Here is a 24,775-nt window from a genome sequence, read left to right as displayed (position 1 = left end):
CCTCCCTTCTTGCAGGCGCTTCTCTCCGCATCCAACGGTACACGCATCGCGCATGCCCATGCGCTTGATGCGCGCGCAGTAGCGAACCCTCCCGCAAACAGACGGGGAAAACCCTATGATTTCTTCAGTGCCGCTTACGACCTGCTATTGTTATTAGGTTGTCTCTGCGCGGAACACGCAGAAGCGTTTAAGATGCTTTTGGTCATGGAAGGGGACATCATGGGGGCATCGAACTTCGACCAGGCAACGATTTCGGGGAAGAACGCCGCGTTCCAGCAAGCGGTCGACGTGCTGCGCGAGCGCTTCCGCTTCGACTTCGCATCCATGGGCATCACCGCGTTTCCAGGGGCTCCGCTAAAATGGATCTACAGCGCAGGCGAGACCAGCAATCGCCATCGTCGCATCTCGCTAGCGCCCGGGCACGGCATCGGCGGCATCGTGCTGAAAACCGGCAAACCCATGCTGTTCACCGACATCGATTCGGAAATGGACCCTCGCGAATACTCGTCCTATCCCATCGTGTTTGCCGAGGACCTGCACAGCTTTTGCGCTTTGCCGCTCAAACGCGCAGACCATGTGGTAGCCGTGCTGCTATGCGCTTTTCGCAACGTCGATCCATCGCATACGGAAACGTTTCGTACGCTTATAACCGATGAGCTGCGTGGGACGTTTTGCGGGCTCGAGGTGGTTTCCGAAGGGTTCATGGGACTTGGAGAAGCCGGCGACCGAAGTGAAGCCACGCTTATCGACATCTCGGGCGATACCTCTTTCGCCGGCGTGCGCGACACCGACGAGACGGGCGCGCCGAAGCTGTTGCGCGGCGACCTGGCTCGCGCCATAGGCGCGCAAGAAGAAGAGCGACGGCGCATTTCACGCGAGCTGCACGATGGCGTGGCGCAAGAGCTTCTGACCGTCACCTTCACGTTGCAACGCCTTACGGACCACGTCGACGCAGTAGGCGCCGATATCCTTGAAGAGGCGCGCAGCGGCATCAACGGCGTGCTCGATGAGTTACACAACATTTCCGTGATGCTGCGCCCCAGTTCGCTTGATCATTTGGGGTTCGTGCCCGCTCTGCGCAGCCAAGCCTTGCTGCTAGAGAAAACCTATGGCTCCGCCATCCGCTTCGAAGGCCAACTCTCCCTTCCCCGCTTCGATCGCGCATTGGAAACGCAAGCCTATCGCATTTGCCAGGAAGCCATGACGAACGCCTGCAAGTACTCCGGATCGGATGCAGTGACCGTAAGCGTTGAGGCTGCCGGTAGCTGGCTTCACATCAGCATAGTCGATGAGGGCTGCGGCTTTGACGTGGCGCATCCCGCCATCAAGGGCAGCGGCTGCGGGTTGCTCGGCATGCAAGAGCGCGCCAACCAAGTAGGCGCCACGCTTTCCATCGAATCAAACGAACACGGCACGCGCGTCACCTTGGTCACGCCCATGCGTTCGATGGAGGAAGGTGATGCGCAATGATCAGCGTAGTGCTCGCCGATGACCATGTAGTGGTACGAACCGGCATAAAAATGCTGCTTGACGCTGATCCCGATATCGAGGTTGTGGCCGAAGCCGCCGAGGGAACGGAGGCGTATTCCCTGGTGGCCCGCTACAAACCCGACGTGCTGCTATTGGATATATCCATGCCGCCCGGGCAAAGCGGGCTTATCGCGTGCGAAAAGACGGCAAAGGATTTCCCAGATACCAAAGTGGTTATCCTCACCATGTTCGCAGAGCCGGAATACCTGCTGTACACGCTGCGAGGCGGGGCAGCAGGATACGTGCTGAAGAACTCCACGCCTGAGCAACTGCGCCAGGCCGTGCACGACGTTGCCAACGGCGGCAGCTATATCCACCCCACCATGGTCGAGCTGTTGGCAAAACACTCGACGAGCGGCTCAAGCGACCCGTCAATCCAACAACTGTCCAGCCGTGAACTGGAAATCCTGCAGCTGATAGCCCGCGGGCACACCAACAAGGAGATTAGCAAGATGATGTTCCTGTCCGTGAAAACCGTTGAGGCGCATCGTAGCAAGATATATAAGAAGCTTCATCTGAAAACACGCGCCGATGCCGTCGATTACGCGCTACGTCATAAGCTGCTCGACCTGTGACGCACCGCACTACGCGGTTTTGCCGCAATAAGCCGGAGGAAAGCGCATCCTCGCACCTTGCCCCCGATAAGTGCCGCGACATCGCCATGGCGGGCCACGTGGTGATGGCCGACCTGCAGCAACGCGAAGAGCAGGAACGCCTGAGCACCCTCGCGCAGCTGCGTCCCATCGACCGTTAAGCCAGCGCCGATCAGGCGTGCTTGCCAGCAGCGAGCTCTTCGACCGAAGCGTCCGCGTTGCTTTGCAGCCCATCGATGCCGATCAGATCGAACAGCTCCTCGCGCGAATGGATATCGAACTTCTGATACACATGGCGCACATGCGCTTTCGCGGTACCGTTAGCGATGAACAGCTCGCGCTCGATCTGCCCGACGGTCTTACGTTGCGCCAGGAGCATAAGCACCTCGGTCTCACGCGACGTCAACCCGAATCGCTTCGCTAAAAGCTCGCAGCGATCGACGATCTCCTGCTTGCGCACCGCCCGCCCATCTGCCTGCGAGCCATCGAGAAATGACGCTCCCCATTTGTTGGAAAGCTCCTTTTGAGACAGCAGCACAAACGTTCCCATGATCACGGCGACGATAGCTATGCCGATGGCGATAGTGGTGCCGCGCACACCGCCGACATCGACCATCGACCCGTATTCATACACGCACCGGCCCAGAAACATGAATATGAGGCGAAGGCTGCGCTCTATTCCGAACAGCCATATCGCCGACACGCCGTAGCGATAGCACAGGTTCGAGCACAACACCATAATCAGGATGGTGAACGCGGTGTAGCCACCCGCCACGCAATACCCGCCGAACATGTCATCGGCAAAACCAAAGACGGAAATGGAGAATAACGCAACCACCGTCAGCGGCAATGCGATGCGGCAAAGCACGTTGAAATCGAATTTGTCGCGTTGCACCAGCACGCCGATGACCACGAGCACGGCCACAATGAACGTTCCCGGCGACGAATGCGGCCCGAACGCGCCACGGTAAGCACTCGATTCGATAATGCCGTATGAAAACGCGAAGAAGCCCATGAGCAGCATGATCTTCCACGGCACGGAGACGCTCACCCACGTTTTCTGCGGCCGTTCGCCTTCAGGCAGCAACTCGAAACCGTGTCGAGCGCACAGCAGGGCCGCTACGGGAAGCAACGTCGTCATAACAAACAACCACGGCATCTTAAAGCCCATGAACACATACACGATCAGCGCACCGAACGCCAGAGACGACGCGTAATACAGCGTCACGCGTATGGGATTCAAGCACCCATACAGCTCGCTGAAAATCAAGATGATCAAGCCCAGGCCCAAACCGCCGAGAACCGAACTCGCAACGCCAAGCTGCGACGCGAGCGATGGCATGAAATACGACGCAAACAGCAGCACGGTAGACGACAGCATGAAACAGCCGCAAAGGATATACACCCGGCTTCTGCTGAACAGCGGGCCGATTCTACGCGCAAGCGCCACGCACGCCAGCATTTCGACGATAGCGGTGAAATCGAACAAATCGCGCATGGAAACGGAAAAAGCCGGGAAGCTGACGAACGACCCCACGAAGGTAATCTCTATCCAGGCGCGGTAGATGCCCAACCCTAGAAATGCCAACGGGATAGGCACCAGCACATCACGCAAAGGACGGTGCGCCTTCTTCTCTTGCGCCTGATCGCCGCTCGATGGCTTCACCTGCGCGACATTCTGCGCCGCTACATTCGAACTATGCACAACCGTCCCCCATCACCTCATCCAATGGGGTTATATATCCATGTAACCCCCTCTCCCTTCCTCAATTGTATACGACCTCTTAGGTGCAACGCTAACGCGGGCGGAAACAATAGCGCGAGTATTGCCTGTTCAAGAGCGGGTTATTTCAAGGGGTTATGGAAATAGTCCCCCTGATTTCCCAAGAGGCTGATGAATCGACGTGTTTGTGAAGATATTGTGCAGGGCACAGCAACGAGTTTTGGAGGGCGAAGGGATCGTTGCTCTGCCCCGTCGAGCATGCAAGCGAAATGCGGGGCTCGCATACCGAAAGGAGTTACTCATGTCCAAGGAAATGTCGCGTCGCGATCTGCTCAAGATGAGCGGGCTGGCGGCAGCAGGCGTCGCGGGAGCATCGCTTCTGGGCGGCTGCGCACCGAAAGCGGCATCGAGCGCATCCGATTCAGGCAAGGCGGCAAACGGCGGTTCGACCGCCGCAACCACCGCGGCAGGCCACGAGCGCGCAGGGCTTCCGAGCTTCCTGAGCGCACCCGAGCCGATCAAGGACGTGAAAACCACGAAGGATTACGACGTCGTGATCGTTGGCGCTGGCGCCGCAGGCATCCCCGCCGCCATCACCGCCAAGGAAGCCGGCGCGAGCGTCGCCGTCATCCAGAAGGAAAGCACCGCCATCTCGCAAGGCAACACCGCAACGGGCATCCTGCTTGACAAGTCCGATCCCGCCGGCGTCGAAGCCGTGGTGTCGAAGCTGATCTCCGAGCATGATTACCGCGCCAAGCGCGAACAGGTGGAGCTGTGGGCGAAGAACTCCGGCGAGGCCATCACGTGGCTGTTCAACCTGGCACAGCAATGCGGCGCGCAGGTCTCCGACACCACGAAGAAGTGGACGTCGAGCATTGCGAAGGTCAACGACTACGAGATGAACTACTTGTCCATCGACTTTGGTCCGAAGCCCTACAACACCGGCGAAGGCATGAAGACGTTGGCCGAGTACGCGGAAAAGCAGGGCGTCGACTTCTTCTACTCCACCGAGGCGAAACAGCTGGTGGGCGACGCATCGGGCATCACGGGCGTTATCGCCAAGGGCGCCGAGGGTAACATCCAGTTCAACGCGAAAAAGGGCGTTATCCTGGCTGCCGGCGATTACCAAAACGACGATGAGATGGTGAACTACTACCTTCCGGACCTGAAGCACCTCGGCCGCAAGCAGACGAACAAGACCGGCGACGGACACAAGATGGCCATTTGGGCCGGCGGCGCGATGGAGGACCTCGGTCATACCAAGATGCTGCACGACTTCGACGGCGGTCCGGGCTCCATGTGCGATATGCCGTTTTTGGCTGTGAAGATGGACGGTACGCGCTTCTGCGATGAAACCTGCGGCATGTCGCTTATGAACAACTTCCTGCGCAGCGACGCCGATCAAGGCAACTACTGCCAGATCTTCGACAACAACTACACCGAGACGGCTGCAAGCTGGCCGGGCAAGCTGTTCGATCAGGAGGCCATCAAGGCATACATGCCCGAAGAGCCTGGCGAGAAAAAGGGCGTTTACGAGGGGCAAATCGCAACGTTTAAGGCAGATACGCTTGATGAACTTGCCAAGAAGCTGGGCATCACCGACGCCGCCGCGTTCAAGAAGGCCGTCGAGCGCTACAACGAGCTGGTTGCGAAGGGCAGCGACGAGGACTTCGGCAAGCAAGCGAAGTGGCTCACGCCCATCGATACCCCGCCGTTCTATGGCATCCATCGCCACGTTCGCGTATCGGCCATCGTGTCCGGCGTGAACGTCGATAAGCACATGCAGGTGCTCAAGGACGGTACCGAGGAGCCGATTCCCGGCCTGTTCGCTATCGGCAACGTTGCCGGTAACTTCTTCGCCGGCGTCGACTACACCATGTGGATGCCGGGCTTGTCCCTTGGCCGTGCCCACACGCAGGGCTACGTGATCGGCAAGTACGTGGCCGAACTGTAAAAACTCATGACCTTCGGATCGCGCTTCGGAGTTATCGCTGTCCTCGAAACGCCACCGAACGGATCATCCCCCTTAGCTGAGCGCCCCCATCTCCCTCCGGGCGCTCAGCGTCTTGATTGAACCGAGACAAAAGGAGCACTCCATGGAGACACCGACGAACAGCGCAGACGTGCGCAGCAAGAAGAACCAAAAACCGCTGATCGCAGGCATCGTCGTTGCAGTTGTGGTGCTAGCGGGCATCGGTTTTTGGACATGGCACAACACGCCAGGTTTTTGCGGCGTGTGCCATACGCCCATGAGCACGTACGTGGCGACGTACGAAGCGCAGCCTAACACGCAAGCGACGGACAAATGGGGCAACGACGTGACGAACTCGAACGCCATGCTGGTGGTCACGCATAAAGAAGCCGGCGTGGAATGCCTGTCGTGCCACGTCCCGAGCATCACGCAGCAGATCGGCGAGGTGACCGAGACCATCACGGGCGATTATTTCTACCCGCTATCTGAAGTCAGCATTTCCGCTTTGCAGGAGAATTCCGGGCAGAACGCAAGCGATGAGGCCGCCTTCTGCCTGAAAAGCGGCTGCCATACCGATGCGAGCGGCACCGAGATTTCCACGCGCGAGGACTTGATGAAGGCGACTGCAGACAAAGCGTTCAACCCGCATAGCAACCATCACGGCGAGGCCAACTGCAGCGATTGCCATAAATCGCATCGCGCATCGGTGATGCAGTGCACGCAGTGCCACAACGACGCCGCGGCGAGCATGCCTGAGGGCTGGGTCGATTACAAGACCGGAAAGCAGATCGCAGAATCCGCCGTCAAGTAGAGCCATCTCCAAGCATGGCGCGATTGATCGAAAACAGCCAGCGAGCCAAAACCTTGCGAAGGCATCGCGACCCATCGCGAAACGAAGGGAGCTTCCACATGGGAGCTCCCTTCGTTTTCCAGAAAGAACCAACAATTGTCGGAAATAGCGAGCCTACGCTTGGCGAAAGAAACAGAGAGCTCCCTTATTAGGAGTTCTCTTCGCATTTCGCGCTCTTGCTCGAGGCGAACCCCAGTTTCGAAAATAACCCCTACGCACATCGGACGAAAAAGGGGGCTCCCGCATGCGGGAGCTCCCTTCATGATGCGACTGTTGCGCAAACGCTAGCCTACTTGGCGTTCTTGGCCTCGATGGCAGCCTGGCCGGCGGCCAGACGGGCCAGCGGCACGCGATAGGGGCTGCAGGACACGTAGTCAAGGCCGATGGCGTTGAACGTGTGGATGGAGTCAGGATCGCCGCCGTGCTCGCCGCACACGCCGCAGGTCAGGTCGGGGTTGCCCTGGTGACCCAGCTCGACGCCCATCTTCACCAGCTTGGCAACGCCGGGGTCGACCGTGGCGAACGGGTTGAAGGGCAGCAGGCGCTCCTGCAGGTACTGCGGGATGAACTCGGCCTCGACGTCGTCGCGGCTGAAGCCGAACGTCGTCTGGGTGAGGTCGTTGGTGCCGAAGGAGAAGAAGTCGGCCTTCGTGGCGATTTCGTCAGCAGTGACGGCCGCACGCGGCAGCTCGATCATGGTGCCGATCTGGATGTCCAGCTCGACGCCCTGCTCGGCGGCAACCTCGGCGATGGTCTGCTCGGCGACCTCGCGCAGCTTGGCCAGCTCGGGGACCACGGACACCAGCGGGATCATGATCTCGGGCTGCGGGTTCAGGCCCTCCTTCTTCAGCTGGGCGGCGGCGGTTGCGATGGCGCGCACCTGCATCACAGGGAGGATGGGGTACACGATGCCCAGGCGGCAGCCGCGAAGACCCAGCATGGGGTTGGCCTCTGCCATGGCGTCGATCTGCTCCATGAGGGCGCGCTTCTCGGCGATGACGCCCTTGTCGCCGCCGGTGGCCTCGAGGCGGGCGATCTCGACGTCGAGGGCACGCGGGCTCTCCAGGAACTCATGCAGCGGCGGATCGAGCAGGCGCACGATGACCGGCAGGCCGTCCATGGCCTTGAACATGCCGTAGAAGTCGCCCGTCTGAGCCTCGAACAGCTGGTCGACGGCCTTCTGGCGGACATCCTCGTCCTCGTTCAAGATAAAGGTCTGGATGATCTGCTTGCGATCGCCCAGGAACATGTGCTCGGTACGGCACAGGCCGATGCCCTGCGCACCGAAGTCGCGGGACAGCTGAGCGTCCTCGGGGTTGTCGGCGTTGGCGCGAACACCCAGGGTACGGAACTCGTCGGCCCACTCCAGGATGGTGTCCAGGTCGCCGGTGAGCTCGGGAAGCACCAGCTCGACGGCGCCGAGCACCACGATGCCGGTGGTGCCGTCCAGCGAGATCATGTCGCCTTCCTTGATGACCACATCGGTGCCGGAGACGACGGCCTGCTTCTTCTCGGCGTCGATCTTGAGGGCCTCGACGCCGCACACGCACGGGGCGCCCATGCCGCGGGCGATAACGGCAGCATGGGAGGTCTTGCCGCCATGGCTGGTCAGGATGCCCTCGGCGGCGATCATGCCGGCCAGGTCGTCGGGGTTGGTCTCCCAGCGGACGAGCACGCACTTGCGGCCGGCCTCTGCGGCGGCCACGGCGTCGGCAGCGGAGAACACGGCCTCGCCGACGGCAGCGCCCGGGGAGGCGTTCAGGCCACGAGCCAGCACGTCGTACTCGGCGTTCTTATCGAACTGCGGGTGCAGCAGCTGGTCGAGCTGCTCGGGCTCGACGCGCATGACGGCCTCCTCCTTGGAGATGAGGCCCTCCTTCTCCATCTCGATGGCGATGTGCAGCGCGGCGGCGGCGGTACGTTTGCCGACGCGGGTCTGCAGCATGTACAGCTTGCCCTGCTCGATGGTGAACTCGATGTCGCACATGTCGCGGAAGTGGTTCTCGAGGACGACGAAGATCTCCTCGAGCTGCTTGCCGGCCTCTTCAAGGCCCGCCACATGCTTCAGCTCGGCGATGGGGCTGGTGTTGCGGATGCCGGCCACGACGTCCTCGCCCTGGGCGTTGACCAGGTAGTCGCCGTAGAACTCCTTCTGGCCGTTGGCGGGGTTGCGCGTGAACGCGACGCCGGTGGCGGAGGTGTTGCCCTTGTTGCCGAACACCATGCACTGCACGTTGACGGCGGTGCCCAGGTCATCGGCGATCTTGTTCTTCTTGCGGTACAGGACGGCGCGGGGGTTGTTCCAGCTGCCGAACACGGCCTCGATGGCCAGCTTCAGCTGCACCATGGGGTCCTGCGGGAAGGCGACGGCGCCGTCGACGAGCAGGCTGGGATACTCGACGCCGGAGACGTTCTCGGAGAAGATCTTCTTGAACTCGGCCACGAGCTCCTGCAGGTCCTCTGCGGTCAGGTCGGTGTCGGAAGCGGCGTTGCGGCTGTTCTTCATGACGTTGATGGCATTCTCGAACAGGTCGCCGTCCAGACCCATGACCACGTTGGAGAACATCTGGATGAAGCGGCGATAGGAGTCCCACGCGAAACGCGGGTTCTCCGTCTGCTTGATCAGGCCGTTGATGGACTGATCGTTCAGGCCCAGGTTCAGAACCGTGTCCATCATGCCCGGCATGGACATGGGAGCGCCGGAGCGCACGGAGACCAGCAGCGGATCTTCAGCGTCGCCGATCTTCTTGCCGATGCGCTTCTCCAGGTCAAGGCGATACTCGTGAATGGTATCGAGCGCGCCCTCGGGCCAGGTGTTGTCGGCGTTGGCATACTCCATGCAAGTTTGGCACGTAATGGTGAATCCCGGAGGCACCGGCAGGCCGATGTTGGCCATTTCGGCCAGGTTGGCGCCTTTGCCGCCAAGGATGGCCTTCATGCTCGTGTTGCCCTCAGTGACGTTGTTGCCCTCGGCGTCTTTGCCGAAAGCGTACACACGCTTGACTTCTGCGGTCACTTCTTACTCCTAACGTAAGGTAGTCCGAATACGGGACTCAGTTCAATCAGGACCTAATTACTATATCAGCACCTTGCGGGTGCGCCCGTTCGTAGTACCGTAAAATCTCTTGAGCGGTTTCCTCAACGGCGCGATTTTCGGTGTGAATGACGATGGCCCCCAATTTCCGCATAAGCGCGCGGGCGCGGTCGAGGTCCTCGTACACGTACTCGGGGTCGGCGTACTTCGAAGCTGCCACGGCGGCGTTTCCCAGGCGGCGCTGTCGGATCCCCACCAAAACATCGGCGGTGGTCATCAAGCCGAACAGGCGCGTTCGATCGACGTCGAACACTTCTTTGGGCGGCTCGGTGGAGGGATCGAGCGGGATATTGGAGACCTTGTAGCCCTGCTGGGCCAGGTAGATGGAGGTTGGCGTCTTCGACGAGCGCGACACGCCGAGCAGCACGATGTCGGCCTGCGACATCTCCTGCGGGTTGCGGCCGTCATCGTGGGCGATGGTGAACTCGATCGCCTCGATGCGGCGGAAGTAGTGCTGGTCGGCCACGTGCAGACCTCCGGGGCGCTTGGAAGGGGTCTGCCCCGACAGCTTGGCGATGGCATTCATGGCGTCGGTCATGAGGTCGACCGCCACCACGTTGGGAAGGCTCTCGCAATAGCTTGACAGCGTGCGGCGCAGGTCGCCGTCGACGAGCGTGTAGAAGATGAGCAGGTTCTCATCGCCGCGCAGGCGCTTGTGCAGCTCGCCGTGCTCGGCGATGAACTGCTTGACCTCCTCGAACGAGCGCACATGGGGCAGAACCTCGATGTTGGGGTTCGTGACGCCGAACTGGGCGGCCGCGGCGCGGGCCATTGCCTGGGCCGTAAGCCCGACCGAGTCGCTGACGACATGGATGGTTGGCAGGGGCGTGGTGTTCTCGTGGACGATGAACTCGCCTTGCATGGCGGCCTCCTTGAGACGGTTCCTTGCAGGTATGGAAAAAGGGCGGCGGGCCTGATCGGCCGCCGCCCTTTGCAGTGTACACGCATTCGCGTTGCGGGCATGCGAGGTTGCCCCCGCCTACCCTTTCGACATCGGTTGAAACCGGTAACCGGCTCTACTTCGATTTCGCCATCTTGCCGAAGTCCGCCACATTGGCGAACACGGCCACGAAGCGGTTGAGCAGGCGCAGGCGGTTGTCGCGCAGCGCCGCGTCCTCGTCCATGACCATGACGTCGGCGAAGAAGCCGTCGATAGGCGCGCGCAGGGCGGCCAGCTGGGACAGCGCGGCCGCAAAGTCGTCGGACTCGAGCGCGGCGGCGACGGCCTGCTCGGCGGTTGCCACGGCGGACGCGAGCGCACGCTCGGGATCGGTGAGCAGCGAATCGTCCACGCCTTCGCCCAGTTCGGGCTTGCGCAGGTTGTTCGCGCGGGCATATGCCGTTGCCAGATTGTCGAACGTTTCCGCGTCGTTAGCGCGGGCGTCCTCGAGCGCATGGGCGCGCTGGCTGATGACGGCCGGCTCCTCCACGCCCGCGGCCAGCACGGCATCGATGGTGTCGGCGTTGACGCCGGCATCGCGCAGCATGACCTTGGTGCGAGTGACGAAGAAGTCGACCACCTCGGCGCGCACGGCGGCAGCGTCGAAGGCCACGCCCTGGGCGGCGAAGCTGGCCAGCGACTCGTCGATGGCGGCGGCAAGCGAGATGGGCAGGCCCGCCTCGAGCATGTTCACGATCCCGATGGCGCTACGGCGCAGCGCGAACGGGTCGGAAGAGCCGGTGGGACCCTGGCCGACCGCGAACAGGCCGCAGATGGTGTCGAGCTTGTCGGCCAAGGCGACCAGCTGGCCCACCGTGGTATCGGGCAGCGCATCGCCGGCGAAGCGCGGCTGATAGTGCTGGCCGATGGCCTGGGCGACCTGCGGGGTTTCCCCGGAGGCGGCAGCGTAGTAGCTGCCCATGACGCCCTGGACGCTGGTGAACTCGATGACGGCGTTGGTGACCAGGTCGGCCTTGCACAGGCGCGCGGCGCGCTTCGCGTCGGCCGCGTCGGCGGCGCTAAGCTGCGCGTCGGCGGAAAGGGCGCCGGCCAGCTTCTCCAGGCGCTCCGCCTTCTGACGCACCGTGCCCAGGGACTCCTGGAACACCACCTTGTCGAGCTTCTCGATGTAGGACTCCAGCGGATGCTTGAGGTCCTCCTCGTAGAAGAACTTCGCGTCGTCGAGGCGAGCGCGCACCACGCGCTCGTTGCCGTCGATGATGGTGGCGGCACATTCGGGGTTGCCGTTCGAGACGATGATGAACTTGTTCGTCAGCTTACCGTCAGCATCGTAGAGCGGGAAGTAGCGCTGATGCATGAGCATGGCGTCGACGATGATCTCCTCGGGCACCTGCAAAAACTCCTCGTCGAAGGTGGAGACGAGCGGCTGCGGGTACTCGGAGAGGTTGACCACCTCGAGCAGCGTTTTCGCGGGAAGGTCGGCGGTGAAACCGGTTTCGGCCTCGATGGCCGCCACGCCCTCGCGGATGATGCGCTCGCGCTCGGCCTGCGTGGGAATCACGTAGGCGGCGCGGATGACGTCGAGCAGGTTCGCGGCGGTGTCGACGGTATGCTTGCCGGGAGCCAGCACGCGATGGCCCATGGTGAAGTTGTCGGAGGCGGCGCCGGCGAAGCTGACGGGCAGCACGACGTCGTCGAGCATGGCGACGATCCAGCGCACGGGGCGCACGAAGTACTCGCGATATGCGGCCCAACGGCAGGAGCGGGGCCACTTGATGGCGGTGATGAAGCCCGCCAGGACGTCGGGCAGCAGATCGGCAACGGGCGTTGCCGGGATGTTCTTGGTGGCGAACACGTACTCGGTGCCGTTGACCTCGCGGCGCTCGAGGCTCTCAGGTGAGAGGCCCTTGCCGCGAGCGAAGCCGATGGCGGCCTTGGTGGGGTTGCCGTCGGCGTCGAAGGCGATCTTTGCCGCAGGGCCCTTGTACTCCTCCACGAGCGCCTCGGTGGCGTCGGCCACGCCGTAGGCCATGACGATCAGGCGGCGGGGGCTGGAGTGGATCTCGATGGAGTCGAAGGGGATGCGCGCATCGGCAAACGCCGCGGGCACCATCTTCTCGAGCTGCTTGTTGGCGGAATCGAGGTCGAACGCGGGGATCTCCTCAACGCCGATCTCGAACGCGAGAGTGTGCTTATCGGCCATGGTTACTCCCCTTTCTCATTCTGATCGGCCTGCGATGCATCCTGGTCATCGCCGACGACGGTGGCGATGTAGGAGGCGCAGCACTCCTTGACCATGGAGCGCACGCGCAGGATGTAGGCCATGCGCTCGGTTGCGGAGATGACGCCGCGGGCGTCGAGCAGGTTGAACGTATGACAGCACTTCAGCACCCAGTCGTAGGCGGGCAGCGGCAGGTTGTGCTCCAGGCACAGGCCGGCCTCGCGCTCGTACTGGTTGAAGGCCTCGAACAAAAACTCGGTGTTGCCCACCTCGAAGTTGTACGTGGAGAATTCACGCTCGTTCTCCAGGTACACGTCGCCGTAGGTGAACTCCACGCCGTCGTCGCCGCGGGCCCAGATGATGTCGTAGACGCTGTCGACGCCCTGGATGTACATGGTCAGGCGCTCAAGGCCGTATGCGATCTCCACGGGCACGGGAGCGCACTCGAAGCCGCCCACCTGCTGGAAGTAGGTGAACTGCGTTACCTCCATGCCGTTGAGCCACACCTCCCAGCCAAGGCCCCATGCGCCGAGCGTGGGCGACTCCCAGTCGTCCTCGACGAAGCGCACGTCGTGCTTGTCCGGATCGATGCCGATGGCGCGGAGGCTCCCCAGATACAGGTCCTGGATGTTGTCCGGGCTAGGCTTCATGAGCACCTGGAACTGGTAGTAGTACTGCAGACGGTTGGGGTTCTCGCCATAGCGGCCGTCGGTGGGACGGCGGCAACCCTGCACGTAGCAGGTACGCCACGTGTCGGGGCCCAACGAGCGCAGCGTGGTGGCCGTGTGGTTGGTGCCAGCGCCCACGGCGCCGTCGTAGGGCTGCAAAACGACGCAGCCCTGGGCGGCCCAGTAGTGCTGCAGGTTCATGACGATGTCCTGGAACGTGGGCGGCTGCGAGCCGGCACATCCCGTTGTCGCGTTCGCGGCGAAGGTTTCGGTTGACATGGTTCTCCTTGTCTGGTTCCGCTGGTCCTTGCTTGCCTACTTGAAAACTGTCGGGCGACGCGCCCCTACTCCAGCAAGCCGAAGTCGGGCACGGGCCAATATACCAGCACGCCCCTGCCCGAAACCGAGCTTATGGGGACCGCGCCGAAGTATCGAGAATCCTGCGAGTTGGTGCGATTATCGCCCATCACCCAAATGTAGCCGGATGGAACGGTGTACGGGAAGGTGATGGTGGAATTGGTGAGCGGAAGCGTGGGCTTGCTGTCGGTGTAGGTTTCGGTTTGAGCCACCCCGTCGATATAGAGGAAGCCGTCGCCATCGATGTTGATGGTCTGGCCCGCGGTGGCTATGCAGCGTTTGATGAGCGTGCGGCCCGGGATCTCAGGGTCGGCGAACGTGACGATGTCGCCCGGTTGCGGGTCGCGGAAATAGTAGCTGACCTTTTCGGCGAACACCATGTCGCCGGTCATGATGGTCTCCTCCATGGAGCCCGAGGGAATCTCGTAAGCGGTGAAGACGTACGTGCGCAAAGCCCAGGAAAGCCCCAGGACGAACGCGATCATGATGAGAAGGCTCACGAAGGAGCGAAGTATTCCGCCCTTTTCCCCGGTGGCGTGCTGACCTGCGGCCATGATGTTGTACGTTTCCTTTCGAACAGGGCCCGCGCAAGCGGCGCCCGATAAGCGCTTAGCTGCCTATGATACCGCGCTACGGCTACTGCTGCTCTTCGGTTGATAAAGATTGCAGAAATGCCCGGTCGGCGTCGGGCAGCTCCATGCCCTCAAGCAGGTCGGGGCGCAGCCGCAAGGTGCGCTCGAGGCTTTGCTCGCGACGCCAACGATCGACCGCGCCGTGGTTGCCCGACAGCAGAACCGCCGGCACTTCCATGCCGTTGAAGTTGGCAGGGCGCGTGTACTGGGGATACTCCAACAAGCCGTCGGCGAAGCTTTCGCCCAAGGCACCCGTTTCGGCGCCCAGGACGCCGGGGAGTTTGCGCACCACGGCGTCGATGACCACCATGGATGCCAGCTCGCCGCTGGTGAGCACGTAATCGCCTAGCGAGATGACCTCATCGGCCAACGTGTAGGCGCGCTCGTCGATGCCCTCGTAGTGGCCGCAGATGAACAGCAGGCGGTCCTGCTTGGCAAGTTCGCAGGCACACGCGTCGTCGAAGCGGCGGCCTTGCGGGGCCAAAAAGATGGTATAGGGCTTGGAAGCGGTCTGCTGGGACTCGGCCGAGCCCGTACACGGTGCGGCGCACAGCGATTCGTAAGCCTCGAAGATGGGAGCGCACTTCATGACAAGGCCGTCACCGCCGCCGTAGGGCTCGTCGTCGGTGGTGCGATGGCGGTCGTGCGTCCAATCGCGCAGGTCGTGCGCCTTGAAATCCAGGATGCCCTTCTCCTGGGCGATGCGCATCATGGAAGCGCCCATGACGGATTCGTACATATCGGGAAACGTGGACAACGTTTCGATAATCATGGGTACCTCCACAGGTTACAGATCGAGCAGGCCTTGCGGCACGTTGACGTATATGCAGCGCGTCTGCTCATCCACCCCTTCGAGAAACTCGTCCACAACGGGAATGAGCACGGTGCCTTCCTGGCCCTCGCGCGCGACTTCCAGCAGATGCTGGCCGGGCATTTCGTTGATGGCCACGGCAGTGCCGATGGTGCCGGCTTCGGCATCCACCACCGTGAAGCCCTCGATGCCGCCTTCCTGCAACTCGAGCACGTCATCGGGAAGGTCTTCCCGACGTGCAAGAACATAGCAGCCCACCAGGGCATCAGCCTGGTTGGCGTCGACGACGGTATCGAAGAACACCGTAGCGCCGCCCCGGGCCTCGGGACGAACCTCCACCACGGTGCCTTGACGCGGAACATCGATCACCGGAGGCACGAAAGCGCAAAAGAGGCCCTCTTCAAGCAAAAAAGGGAGACCCGCCACGCTACGCGCGACGAGCCCTCCCTTCAAGTGCTTAGCTTTCGTGAATTCGGCTACGCGAACCCAAGCGCCCATTAATCGAGCAGCTCCACGTCGACATGGGTGTTCGTCGAAGATGCCGCGGCACGCGCAAGCGTGCGGATGGCCTTGATCACGCGACCCTGACGGCCGATGACCTTGCCCGCGTCCTCCTCGTTAACACGAACTTCGACGAAGATGGAGTCATCTTCGGTTTCGCGCGCATCGATGACCAAGTCGTCCGGGTTATCGATGAGCGGACGGATCACGGACTCTACGAGCCCAGCGATTTCCTCGGTCTGCGCTGCCATAAGCTTACGCCTGCTCGCGGAACTTCTTGATGAGGGCGGCAACCGTGTCGGTGGGCTGAGCGCCGTTGGCCAGCCACTTGTCGCACTTCTCCAGGTCGATCTTGATCATTGCGGGCTCGGTCAGCGGGTTGTAACGGCCGATGTCGTCGATGAACTTGCCGTCGCGCGGGCAACGGGCATCGGCAACGACGATACGATAGTACGGACGCTTCTTGGCGCCGTGACGGGCCAGGCGAATCTTAACCATGAAGAGTAACTCCTTCTTGTTCTTACTTGAATCCTCTTTGCCAGCCCGCAAAAAAGCGCGCAGCAAAACAGCAGTTGTTTATGATAAGGCGAAACGCCTCGATTGACAAGCCTTCGCTTCGGTTATCACCAGGTGTTCACGAATAAAGCGGACACGCAACGGCCAGACCGGCTGCGATCGGCTAGCCTCAGCAGGGCTGGGCGGTGTCGAGCGTGTCGATGTAGTAGATGAACATGTCCTCGTAGCCGCCGAGGCCGTTGATGAAGCCGCCGGGGATCATGCCGACCTTCGTGAAGCCCATGGACTCGTACAGGTGCTGGGCGGATTCGTTGGAGGCGACCACGGCGTTGAACTGCAGGCCGCGGAAACCCTTCTTGCCGCAGGTCTCGATGCAGTTCTCCACCAGCTTGCGGCCAAGGCCGAGGCCTCGCGAGGCGGATGCCACGGCGAAGCTGGCGTTGGCGATGTGCGCGCAGCGCCCGATACCGTTGGGATGCAGGATGTACATGCCGAAGATGATGCCGTTGACATCGGCGACCATGGTGGCGGTCTGAGCGGAGAAGAACTCGTCGGCGTTCTGCTCGGTCAGCGGCGTGACCTGCGGGAACGCGTCGCCCGCTTCCACGACCTCATTCCAGATGCGCACCATCGCCTTGATATCGTCGGCGGTGTACGGACGGATCTGCAGCTCCATTGGTTTCCCCTTTCACGTATCGGGCGCTCCCCTGTTGCGCCTATTGGTTGCTATCAGTTTCGCAGATTACACGAAGCTCGGTTGTTGCCGCTGCCGAAAGCGCCCTTGCCAACGGTTGACGGGAGAAGATCCCGGATTCAACGATGTCGGCGAAAGGGCCCGACTGCGGTGCCGTGCGAGTCGGACGACGTTAGGCGGACAGGGCTATTTGATGTCGCCCATCATGTCCTGGATCTTCTTCAGATCCGACATCTTCATACCGCCCATGCCCGGGATGCCGCGGCGGCGCTTGCCCTTCTTGCTCTTCTTGCCCTTGCCGCCCATGTCCTCGACGGCCGGCATCATGCGCTTCATCATCTTCTTCGTCTCGTTGAACTTCTTCATGAGCTGGTTGACCTCGGTGACCGACACGCCGGCGCCGGCGGCGATGCGGGCGCGACGGCTGCCGTTGAGCAGGTCGGGCTTCTCGCGCTCGGCCTTGGTCATGGAGTTGATGATGACCTCCATGCGGTCGAGCGCGCCCTCGTCGACCTGGCCCTGGCCTAAGGCCTTGTCGCCGCCGGGAAGGGCGCTGATGAGCTTGGAGACGCCGCCCATCTTGCGGATTTGACGGTTCATGGTGACGAAGTCGTTGAGCGTGAGCTGGCTTTTCATGAGACGCTCGGTCTCGGCCTGCTCCTCTTCCTGCTGCTGGACCTTCACCGCCGACTCGATGAGGCTGAGCATGTCGCCCATGCCCAGGATGCGACGGGCCATGCGGTCGGGGTGGAACTCCTCGAGCGAATCGGGCTTCTCGCCGGCGCTGATGAACTTGATGGGCTTGCCCGTGACCTCGCGGATGGAAAGCGCACCGCCGCCGCGGGCGTCGCCGTCCATCTTCGACATGATGACGCCGTCGAAATCGACGCGCTCGGAGAAGGCCGCGGCCACGTTGACCACGTCCTGGCCGGTCATGGCGTCGACCACCATGAGGATCTGATCGGGTTTGACCGCGGACTTGATGGCCTGGGCCTCTTCCATCATCTGCTCGTCGACGTGCAAGCGGCCCGCCGTGTCGACGATGACCACGTCGCGCAGGTTGTCGATGGCGTCCTGCACGCCGCCCTTGGCGATGGCCACCGGGTCCTTGCCGTCGCCGCGGAACACGCGCACGCCGATCTCGTTGCCGAGCGTTTCCAACTGGTCGGCTGCGGCGGGACGGTAGACGTCGCAGGCGGCCAGCAGCGGGCTGTGGCCCTCTTGCTTCAAGCGGTACGCCAGCTTGGCTGCGGCAGTGGTTTTACCGGAGCCCTGCAGGCCCACCAGCATGATGACGTTGGGGATGCGGCTGGAAAGCACCAGCTTGCTGTCGGTGCGACCGAGCAGCTCGGTGAGCTCGTCGGTGACGATCTTGATGACGTTTTGCGTCGGGGACAGGGAGTCGAGCACCTCGGCGTCAAGGCAGCGCTCCTTCGTGCGCGCCACGAACTGCTTGACCACCTTGAAGTTGACGTCGGCTTCGAGCATGGCCATGCGTACCTCGCGCATGGCGGTGTTGATGTCGTCCTCGGTCAGGCGGCCCTTGCCGCGCAGGCCCGAGAAGATGCCTTGCAGGCGATCGGAAAGGTTATCGAACATGAAGCGCCTCTTCTTGCGTGTCACGTGTGCTTACAATCTTTTGGATTATAGCCGAAGGGCGGCAAGCGGAAACCTTCGGCCGGCAAAACAGCGAAGCGAGCCCATAAGGGCCCGCTTCGCTTGATTCGCAACCTCATCCAACACTTCTACGCGAACAGGGGACGGAGGTGTGTTCGCGGTTGGCCTTCGTGTTCCCGAGATCGAATCGTGAACACACCTCCGTCCCCTGTCCAGCTGCGAGCGCAAGCCGCATTAAGCGCTTATTTCGCAGATTCGTAAAGCAAGATGCCGTCGCCGTAGTCCTTGGCGACGATCCTTCCGGTGTCAACGAGATGGTTGAGGTACACGACTCCCTGGGTGAGCATGATGTAGCGCTGCATGATGGGGACGTCGTCCCAGTCGTCGAACGGGACGTTCCATTTCAGCGTTCTGATGATCTTGTAGCCGGTAAGGTGCGGGATACGCTCGATGATGCCGACAGCCTCGCCCAAACGTTTGCGGTGATGATCCACCAGCCACGTGAAGCGATCTTCGAAATCATCGCGAACAGGGCCGTGGGAATGGAACAGGTGCTTCACCTGAAGGTCGCGCAGCTTCTGCATGCTGTCGAAGTATGCCTGCAGCCCGTCCTTTTGATCGGGGAACAGCGCGATCGAGGGGCTGATCACGAACAGCGCGTGGTCGCCGCCGAACAGGATTCCGTTGCTCGGTTCGTATAGCGCCAGATGACCAGCCGTGTGACCAGGCGTTTCGATGACGTGCAGCGTATAACGTCCGACCGTCACCTCGTCGCCGTCATGCATGAGGCACGAGCGAAGGCGATCGGGGTCGAACATCTGCACCTCGATGCCCAGGCGCGCCGCCACCGACAGGCTTCCAAGCGGAACACCCTGTCGACGGTATTCGCGACGTAGCGAATCCAGAAACATGCCCGTGCGACTGGCGCGCACGGTGGCGGCTTCCGTGGCACCATACAACACAAAGCCGCCCCAGGGCACAACCTGATCAACCAAGCCGGCGTGGTCCATATGCAGGTGCGTGAGAAACCACGTGGCGTGATCGCGGTCGACTTCCAGCTCGTCAAGCGCTTCAGACAGCGCTGCCGCACCTTCGTCGGTAGGCGCTCCCGTGTCGACCACCAGTACATCGCCGCCGTCTTTCATGACGTAGCAGTTCGTGGCGGACGTGGAGAGGTTCTCGAACGGCACCTCGATCTTGTAAATGTCAGGGTCGGAGAACACCTGCTCGATAACGGCGCTCATGGCTTGGCTCCCTACTTCGCCTGGCGCTCGTCAAATGCGCCGACCAAGGCACGGGCGAACTCGTGCGCGTCGAAGTCGCGCAGGTCGTCAAGGCCCTCGCCCACGCCGATCTTGATGATGGGCAACTCAAGCTCGTGGCTGACGGCAAGCGCGATGCCGCCCTTGGCCGTGCCGTCGAGTTTCGTGACGATGAGCGCGTCCAGCTCGAGCTCGCGGTTGAACTCGCGCGCCTGCTGCAGGCCGTTCTGGCCGGTGGTGGCGTCGATGACGAGCACGGTGTAGACGGGCAGCTTCGAGCGCTTGCGCACCACGCCCACCACCTTCGCCAGCTCGCGCATGAGGTCGGCCGAGGTGTGCAGACGCCCGGCAGTGTCGATGAGCACGAGGTCGGCGCCTTCGGCCTCGGCGCGCTCGATGGTGTCGTAGCACACGCTTGCCGGATCGGCGCCGCGCTCGCGCGTGACCATCTCCACATCGGCACGGCGCGCCCACACTTCAAGCTGCTCGATGGCGGCGGCGCGGAACGTGTCGGCGCTGCCTAAGATGACCTTGCGGCCGGCGTCGTGCGCTTCCTTGGAAAGCTTGCCCACCGTGGTGGTCTTGCCCGTGCCGTTGATGCCGACGAACAGCACGCACGCCGGGTCGCCGCCAAGGATCTCCTGACCGCCCTCGGTGAAGGTATCGGCTATCTGGTCGTTAAGCATATCGAGCACGGCATAGGCATCGGGAAGCGCCTTGCGCGTGGCCTGGTCGCGCAGGTTCTCCACGATATCGCATGCCGCCGCGCCGCCGATGTCGGCTAGGATGAGCGTTTCCTCCAGGCCGTCCCAGAACTCCTCATCAAGGTCGGGGCCGCGGTCGAGGAGAACGTTCATCTCCTCCTTGAACTTGTCGCGAGAACGTTGCAGCCCCTGGCTGATGCGGTCGAAAAATCCCATGTTGCTCCCCTTGTGTCGCAAATCATCGCATGTTGTGCAGCGTCTTTCGGCATCGTTTCCCAACGGGCCGCCGATTGCACCGCGTGTTTCTTTCGGGAAGAAGTATACCCCGCCGCCGAGGGCAAGGCATCCCAGGCAGCAGGCGAACAAGAATTACACGGGGAAGGTAGAGCGGTAACCGGTTACAACCGGCACGCTTCCGGATGCCTTACCGCCACGCGAAAGGCCCCTCCGATCTCCCGGCGTCACCGACGGCCGCAACCGGGATTCCCCGTATACCCGCAAACCCGCTCACACCGAAATCCGCAACGTAATCGGGGAAGCGGCCGGCTGGCCGCTTCCCTATTCCGCGTACTTCAGGGCGTGGTCGAGCTTCTGGCTGATCACCTTGGTGACGCCGTCGGACTGCATGGATACGCCGAACAGCACGTCCGACATCTCCATGGTGCGCCGCTGGTGCGTGATCATGATGAGCTGCGTGTCGTTGCGGATGGACTGCAGGTACGCCGTGAGCCTGCGCAGGTTGCTGTCGTCAAGCGCCGCCTCCACCTCATCGAGGATGTAAAACGGCGCACTGCGGATGCGGTAGACCGCGAACAGCAGCGCAAGCGCCGTGAGCGACTTCTCGCCGCCGGACATGAGCATCATCTTCGTGATACGCTTGCCCGCCGGCTGCGCGCTGACCTCCACGCCGGTGTTCTCCAGGTCGTCGGGGTCGGTGAGGATGAGCTCGGCCGAACCGCCCGGGAACAAGGTGGCGAAGATGCTGCGGAAGTTGTCGTTGACCGCGTTGAACGTGCTGACGAAGTCGTCTTTCATGCGCGCATCGATGACGCGGACGATCTTGGCCAGGCTTCGACGTGCGCCGTCGAGATCAGCTAGCTGAGCCGCCAGGTAATCGTAGCGGCTGCGCAGCTGCTCGTACTCCTGGGCGGCATCGGGGTTGATGGCGCCCATGTTGGCGATGCGGCGGCGCAGCTTGAACGCGTTCTCCTCGGCGGCGCCGCGGTCGTCAAGCTCCGGAAGCGCGAGCGCCGTCTCAAGCGGCACGCCCATGTCCTGCACGATGGAGTTGACGGCGGCGTCGACGCGCACCTCAAGACGGCCCTTCTCCACACGGGCCGCCGACAGGCGCGCGTTCACGTCATCATAGGCATCGTGGGCTGCCTTGGCCTGCTCGCGTGCGGCAGTGACCTGCGAATGCAGGCCTGCCGACGAGTCCTGCGCCTGCTGGGCCCGCTGCTCAAGATCATGCGTCCAGCGACGGGCGCTTGCCGTGAGCTCCTCGAACACCGCCAGAAGCGGCGCGACGCGGCGCTGCGCCACGATCTTGCGAGCCAGCTGGTTTCGCAAATCGTCCTCGGCAGCGTCCACTGCGGCCACGTCGCGGCCGCGAGCATCCACGATGCGCGCGGTATAGGTGTCGCGTTCTCGCAGGGTTGCGGCCGAAAGCTTGGCCTCCGATAGGCCGTCGCGCAGCTGCGCCGCCTCCTTGCGGAGCGGCACCACCTTCGCCTCAAGCTCCTCGCATCGCTCGGCACGGGCTTGCGCGGCTTGCGCCAGGTCGGCCAGCTGCGCCTCCAGCTTGTCCACGGTGGGGCGAGCCTCGGCTACGGTTTTGTCCGCCTGCTGACGCTGACGTTCCACATCGGCGAACTCGCGGCGCGTCGACGCCAGCGCATCGGCTGCGCGCTTGGCCTCGGCCGATGCCGACTGAGTGGCCCCTCGACGCTCGGCAAGCTGCTGGGAGAGCCGCAGGCTTTCAGCCTGGGCGGCGCGCAATGCCTCTTCCGCCTGGCGCTCGACCTGCTCGGCTTCCCTATGATGTTCGGACGCGCCTCCAAGCGATGCACGCAGCTCGTCGAGCTGGCGCGCGCGGGCCAGCGCGCCTTCGGCCCCGGAATCAACCGTGCCCACCGTGAGCTTGCCGCTAGGCCAGGCGATGCACCCATCGGCCGCAACGAAGCGCACGGGCGCGTCCGCGGCGTCCTGCAAGCGCGCAGCCTGAGCCTGACGCGCCGCTTCGAACGTGTCGCAGACCACCACATCGCCGAGCAGCGCCTCGACCGTAGAAGCCGCCTGCTCAGGATATTCCAGCATGTCCACCAACGCCTTGCCGCCGCAGGTCTGCGCAGCTTGACGCGCGGGGACGCCGGGACGCATGCCGCCGGCGGGAAGCAGCGAAACCTGGCCATCGCGGCCGCTTTCCAGCACGTCGCCCGCAAAGCTTGCAGCCGCCTGAATCGAAGGGATCATGAGCGCCTCGGCATCGCCGGAAAGCAGATGCTCCACAAGCGCCTCGAAGCCCTGCGGCGCGCGCACGGCACGGGCAAGCGGCTCAAGCTGCTGGCCGGATATACGCGCATGCTCGAGAAGCCATGCGCGAGCAGGCCCGGCGGCCGCCGATGCGCGCTCTACCTCTTCAAGCGCGGAAATACGGCTTTCAAGCGAGGTGACCTGGCGATGCGCCTGGTCGAGCGCGGCACGGGCGGCGTCGCGCTCCTTGATGGCGGCGGCAACGGCGCCGCGCGCCTGCGATTCAGCTTGCTGGCATTCATCGAGCAAACGCTGGGCGGCCGCGCGGGCGTCCTCGAGCTTTTGAGCCTGCTCCTCGGCATGGCCGAGCGCCAGCTCAAGCTCCTTGGCGCGCCCTTCCACCAGCTTGGCGTGCGCCAAGCCGTTGGCCAGGGCCTCCTGGGTTTGCGACAAACGGCGCCTCGCATCCTCGGACGCGCGATCATCGGCGCGGCCCTGGCGCTTGAGCTGATCAAGCTCATCTTCCACGCTGCGGCGGGCCTGGGCGTTCTCGCGGCGGGAGGCATCAAGACGCTCGACGGCGGCCTGCGCGGCGGCAAGGTCGCGGCGCACGGCCTCAAGCTGCGCCGCCGCCTGCTCGCGTTCGGCCACGGCCTCGGCGCGCTTGGCGCGACCCGACTCCAGCTGCACGCGCACATCGGCTTCAAGGCTTTGCGCCCCGCGGCGCTTCTCATGCAGCAGCAGCACGGCGCCGTCGAAGCGCTCGACGGCCGACGATGCGCGCTGATAGCTGCGCGACAGGTCGCCTGCGTTCTGGGTTTGCTTGCGAATCTGCTCCTGCAGCGCCTCGGCGGCGGCTTCTGCCGTGGAGATATCCTGATGACGCGCCTGAAGGTCTTCCACCAGCTGATGCTCGCCGGCGCACGCCTCATCCCAGCTTTGACGCAGGCAGCGCAGGTCATCGACGGCCAAGGCAAGGCTGACATCGGTAAGCTGCCCGGAAAGCTCCTGGTAGGCGCGGGCCTTCTTCGCCTTGCGCTCAAGCGGGCCGAGCTGCCGTCCCACCTCGCCCGCCACATCGCGCACGCGCGCGAGCGTGGCGTCCATGGCGGCCAGTTTGCGTTCGCTTTTCGCCTTGCGCTGCTTGTGCTTGAGCACGCCGGCGGCCTCCTCGATGAGCGCGCGGCGGTCCTCGGGCTTGGATTGCAAGATGGAGTCCAGGCTGCCCTGGCCGATGATGGAGTGCGTGCCGGTTCCCAAACCGGAATCATGCAGGATGTCGAGCACGTCCATGCGACGCGCCACGCTGCCGTTGATGAGATATTCGCTTTCGCCGCTGCGATACATACGGCGCGTGATAGATACCTCGTTGAAATCGACGGGCAGCTTCCCATCGGAGTTGTCGAGCACCAGCTCAACCTCGGCAAGGCCCGTGGCCTTTCGGGCCGACGAGCCTGCGAAGATGACGTCTTCCATAGCCTGACCGCGCAGGTGCTTGGCGTTGCGCTCGCCAAGCACCCACAGCACGGCATCGGAGATATTGGATTTGCCGGAGCCGTTCGGACCCACCACGGCGGTGATGCCCGGCTCCAAGGAAAGCGCGCTTCTGTCGGCGAACGACTTGAAGCCCTTGAGCACGAGCGACTTCAAGTACATG

General features: G+C 62.8%; 20 protein-coding genes. 5 read left to right on the top strand and 15 right to left on the bottom strand.

Going from position 1 to position 24,775, the window contains the following annotated elements:
* Positions 1–219 precede the first annotated feature (219 nt).
* Genes Q0D52_RS04700 through Q0D52_RS04690 form a run of 3 tightly spaced genes read left to right on the top strand, consistent with a single transcriptional unit; the run spans position 220 to position 2,284 of the window.
* Positions 220–1,470, top strand: coding sequence for an ATP-binding protein (locus Q0D52_RS04700; RefSeq protein WP_294380505.1), 1,251 nt, complete (start codon positions 220–222; stop codon positions 1,468–1,470).
* Positions 1,467–2,105 carry a response regulator transcription factor gene (locus Q0D52_RS04695; protein ID WP_366930327.1) on the top strand — a complete coding sequence of 213 codons (639 nt, stop codon included), beginning with the start codon at positions 1,467–1,469 and terminating at the stop codon, positions 2,103–2,105. The genes Q0D52_RS04700 and Q0D52_RS04695 overlap by 4 nt, the downstream gene beginning before the upstream one ends.
* Positions 2,102–2,284, top strand: a complete 183-nt coding sequence (locus Q0D52_RS04690; protein ID WP_294380503.1) for a hypothetical protein — start codon at positions 2,102–2,104, stop codon at positions 2,282–2,284. Before Q0D52_RS04695 ends, Q0D52_RS04690 begins: the two co-directional genes overlap by 4 nt.
* A gap of 11 nt (positions 2,285–2,295) precedes the next feature.
* Here Q0D52_RS04690 and Q0D52_RS04685 read toward each other — a convergent pair whose 3' ends face one another.
* Positions 2,296–3,828: a helix-turn-helix transcriptional regulator gene (locus tag Q0D52_RS04685; protein ID WP_294380501.1), complete on the bottom strand. Its 1,533-nt coding sequence runs from the start codon at positions 3,826–3,828 to the stop codon at positions 2,296–2,298.
* A gap of 319 nt (positions 3,829–4,147) precedes the next feature.
* On the opposite strand from Q0D52_RS04685, the gene Q0D52_RS04680 reads away from it, so the two are divergent.
* A complete protein-coding gene (locus Q0D52_RS04680) occupies positions 4,148–5,800 on the top strand; it encodes an FAD-binding protein (RefSeq protein ID WP_294380500.1) in 1,653 nt (550 codons plus the stop codon).
* A gap of 142 nt (positions 5,801–5,942) precedes the next feature.
* On the top strand, positions 5,943–6,629 hold the full coding sequence (locus Q0D52_RS04675; protein ID WP_294380498.1) for a cytochrome c3 family protein: 687 nt from the start codon (positions 5,943–5,945) through the stop codon (positions 6,627–6,629).
* A 328-nt stretch (positions 6,630–6,957) separates the two neighbouring features.
* Here Q0D52_RS04675 and ppdK read toward each other — a convergent pair whose 3' ends face one another.
* The 14 genes from ppdK to smc form a co-directional block, all read right to left on the bottom strand.
* Complete coding sequence (gene ppdK, locus Q0D52_RS04670) at positions 6,958–9,684, bottom strand: pyruvate, phosphate dikinase (RefSeq protein WP_294380496.1); 2,727 nt, start codon at positions 9,682–9,684, stop codon at positions 6,958–6,960.
* A gap of 46 nt (positions 9,685–9,730) precedes the next feature.
* A complete protein-coding gene (locus Q0D52_RS04665; RefSeq protein WP_294380494.1) occupies positions 9,731–10,624 on the bottom strand; it encodes a pyruvate, water dikinase regulatory protein in 894 nt (297 codons plus the stop codon).
* A gap of 154 nt (positions 10,625–10,778) precedes the next feature.
* A complete protein-coding gene (gene glyS / locus Q0D52_RS04660) occupies positions 10,779–12,866 on the bottom strand; it encodes a glycine--tRNA ligase subunit beta (RefSeq protein WP_294380492.1) in 2,088 nt (695 codons plus the stop codon).
* Between the two features lie 2 nt (positions 12,867–12,868).
* Positions 12,869–13,831: a glycine--tRNA ligase subunit alpha gene (glyQ, locus tag Q0D52_RS04655; RefSeq protein WP_294161843.1), complete on the bottom strand. Its 963-nt coding sequence runs from the start codon at positions 13,829–13,831 to the stop codon at positions 12,869–12,871.
* Between the two features lie 65 nt (positions 13,832–13,896).
* Positions 13,897–14,463 carry a signal peptidase I gene (gene lepB / locus Q0D52_RS04650; RefSeq protein WP_294380491.1) on the bottom strand — a complete coding sequence of 189 codons (567 nt, stop codon included), beginning with the start codon at positions 14,461–14,463 and terminating at the stop codon, positions 13,897–13,899.
* An 82-nt stretch (positions 14,464–14,545) separates the two neighbouring features.
* Positions 14,546–15,313 (bottom strand): tRNA (guanosine(37)-N1)-methyltransferase TrmD, encoded by a 768-nt coding sequence (trmD, locus tag Q0D52_RS04645; RefSeq protein WP_294380489.1) that lies wholly within the window; start codon positions 15,311–15,313, stop codon positions 14,546–14,548.
* Positions 15,314–15,328: 15 nt separating this feature from the next.
* On the bottom strand, positions 15,329–15,691 hold the full coding sequence (locus tag Q0D52_RS04640; RefSeq protein ID WP_294380487.1) for a hypothetical protein: 363 nt from the start codon (positions 15,689–15,691) through the stop codon (positions 15,329–15,331).
* A 158-nt stretch (positions 15,692–15,849) separates the two neighbouring features.
* Positions 15,850–16,104 (bottom strand): KH domain-containing protein, encoded by a 255-nt coding sequence (locus tag Q0D52_RS04635; protein ID WP_294380485.1) that lies wholly within the window; start codon positions 16,102–16,104, stop codon positions 15,850–15,852.
* A gap of 4 nt (positions 16,105–16,108) precedes the next feature.
* Positions 16,109–16,351 (bottom strand): 30S ribosomal protein S16, encoded by a 243-nt coding sequence (gene rpsP, locus Q0D52_RS04630; RefSeq protein ID WP_042434499.1) that lies wholly within the window; start codon positions 16,349–16,351, stop codon positions 16,109–16,111.
* A 187-nt stretch (positions 16,352–16,538) separates the two neighbouring features.
* Complete coding sequence (locus tag Q0D52_RS04625) at positions 16,539–17,045, bottom strand: N-acetyltransferase (protein ID WP_294362186.1); 507 nt, start codon at positions 17,043–17,045, stop codon at positions 16,539–16,541.
* Between the two features lie 204 nt (positions 17,046–17,249).
* Positions 17,250–18,662, bottom strand: coding sequence for a signal recognition particle protein (gene ffh, locus Q0D52_RS04620; RefSeq protein WP_294380484.1), 1,413 nt, complete (start codon positions 18,660–18,662; stop codon positions 17,250–17,252).
* Positions 18,663–18,922: 260 nt separating this feature from the next.
* Positions 18,923–19,924 (bottom strand): MBL fold metallo-hydrolase, encoded by a 1,002-nt coding sequence (locus Q0D52_RS04615; protein ID WP_294380482.1) that lies wholly within the window; start codon positions 19,922–19,924, stop codon positions 18,923–18,925.
* An 11-nt stretch (positions 19,925–19,935) separates the two neighbouring features.
* On the bottom strand, positions 19,936–20,862 hold the full coding sequence (gene ftsY, locus Q0D52_RS04610; RefSeq protein WP_294380481.1) for a signal recognition particle-docking protein FtsY: 927 nt from the start codon (positions 20,860–20,862) through the stop codon (positions 19,936–19,938).
* A 342-nt stretch (positions 20,863–21,204) separates the two neighbouring features.
* Complete coding sequence (gene smc, locus Q0D52_RS04605; protein ID WP_294380479.1) at positions 21,205–24,774, bottom strand: chromosome segregation protein SMC; 3,570 nt, start codon at positions 24,772–24,774, stop codon at positions 21,205–21,207.
* Position 24,775 lies beyond the last annotated feature (1 nt).

Source organism: uncultured Senegalimassilia sp., assembly GCF_934630535.1.
Classification (GTDB): Bacteria; Actinomycetota; Coriobacteriia; order Coriobacteriales; family Eggerthellaceae; genus Senegalimassilia.
Note: the sequence above shows the minus strand (reverse complement) of the source record. Positions and strands in the feature narration are given on the sequence as shown.

What these genes read in the sequence shown, in the direction of transcription:
- Q0D52_RS04700 (WP_294380505.1), top strand. Translation starts at nt 220, where the DNA reads ATGGGGGCATCGAACTTCGACCAGGCAACGATTTCGGGGAAGAACGCC.
- Q0D52_RS04695 (WP_366930327.1), top strand. Translation starts at nt 1,467, where the DNA reads ATGATCAGCGTAGTGCTCGCCGATGACCATGTAGTGGTACGAACCGGC.
- Q0D52_RS04680 (WP_294380500.1), top strand. Translation starts at nt 4,148, where the DNA reads ATGTCCAAGGAAATGTCGCGTCGCGATCTGCTCAAGATGAGCGGGCTG.
- Q0D52_RS04675 (WP_294380498.1), top strand. Translation starts at nt 5,943, where the DNA reads ATGGAGACACCGACGAACAGCGCAGACGTGCGCAGCAAGAAGAACCAA.
- Q0D52_RS04665 (WP_294380494.1), bottom strand. Translation starts at nt 10,624, where the DNA reads ATGCAAGGCGAGTTCATCGTCCACGAGAACACCACGCCCCTGCCAACC.
- glyS (WP_294380492.1), bottom strand. Translation starts at nt 12,866, where the DNA reads ATGGCCGATAAGCACACTCTCGCGTTCGAGATCGGCGTTGAGGAGATC.
- glyQ (WP_294161843.1), bottom strand. Translation starts at nt 13,831, where the DNA reads ATGTCAACCGAAACCTTCGCCGCGAACGCGACAACGGGATGTGCCGGC.
- lepB (WP_294380491.1), bottom strand. Translation starts at nt 14,463, where the DNA reads ATGGCCGCAGGTCAGCACGCCACCGGGGAAAAGGGCGGAATACTTCGC.
- trmD (WP_294380489.1), bottom strand. Translation starts at nt 15,313, where the DNA reads ATGATTATCGAAACGTTGTCCACGTTTCCCGATATGTACGAATCCGTC.
- Q0D52_RS04635 (WP_294380485.1), bottom strand. Translation starts at nt 16,104, where the DNA reads ATGGCAGCGCAGACCGAGGAAATCGCTGGGCTCGTAGAGTCCGTGATC.
- rpsP (WP_042434499.1), bottom strand. Translation starts at nt 16,351, where the DNA reads ATGGTTAAGATTCGCCTGGCCCGTCACGGCGCCAAGAAGCGTCCGTAC.
- Q0D52_RS04625 (WP_294362186.1), bottom strand. Translation starts at nt 17,045, where the DNA reads ATGGAGCTGCAGATCCGTCCGTACACCGCCGACGATATCAAGGCGATG.
- ffh (WP_294380484.1), bottom strand. Translation starts at nt 18,662, where the DNA reads ATGTTCGATAACCTTTCCGATCGCCTGCAAGGCATCTTCTCGGGCCTG.
- Q0D52_RS04615 (WP_294380482.1), bottom strand. Translation starts at nt 19,924, where the DNA reads ATGAGCGCCGTTATCGAGCAGGTGTTCTCCGACCCTGACATTTACAAG.
- ftsY (WP_294380481.1), bottom strand. Translation starts at nt 20,862, where the DNA reads ATGGGATTTTTCGACCGCATCAGCCAGGGGCTGCAACGTTCTCGCGAC.
- smc (WP_294380479.1), bottom strand. Translation starts at nt 24,774, where the DNA reads ATGTACTTGAAGTCGCTCGTGCTCAAGGGCTTCAAGTCGTTCGCCGAC.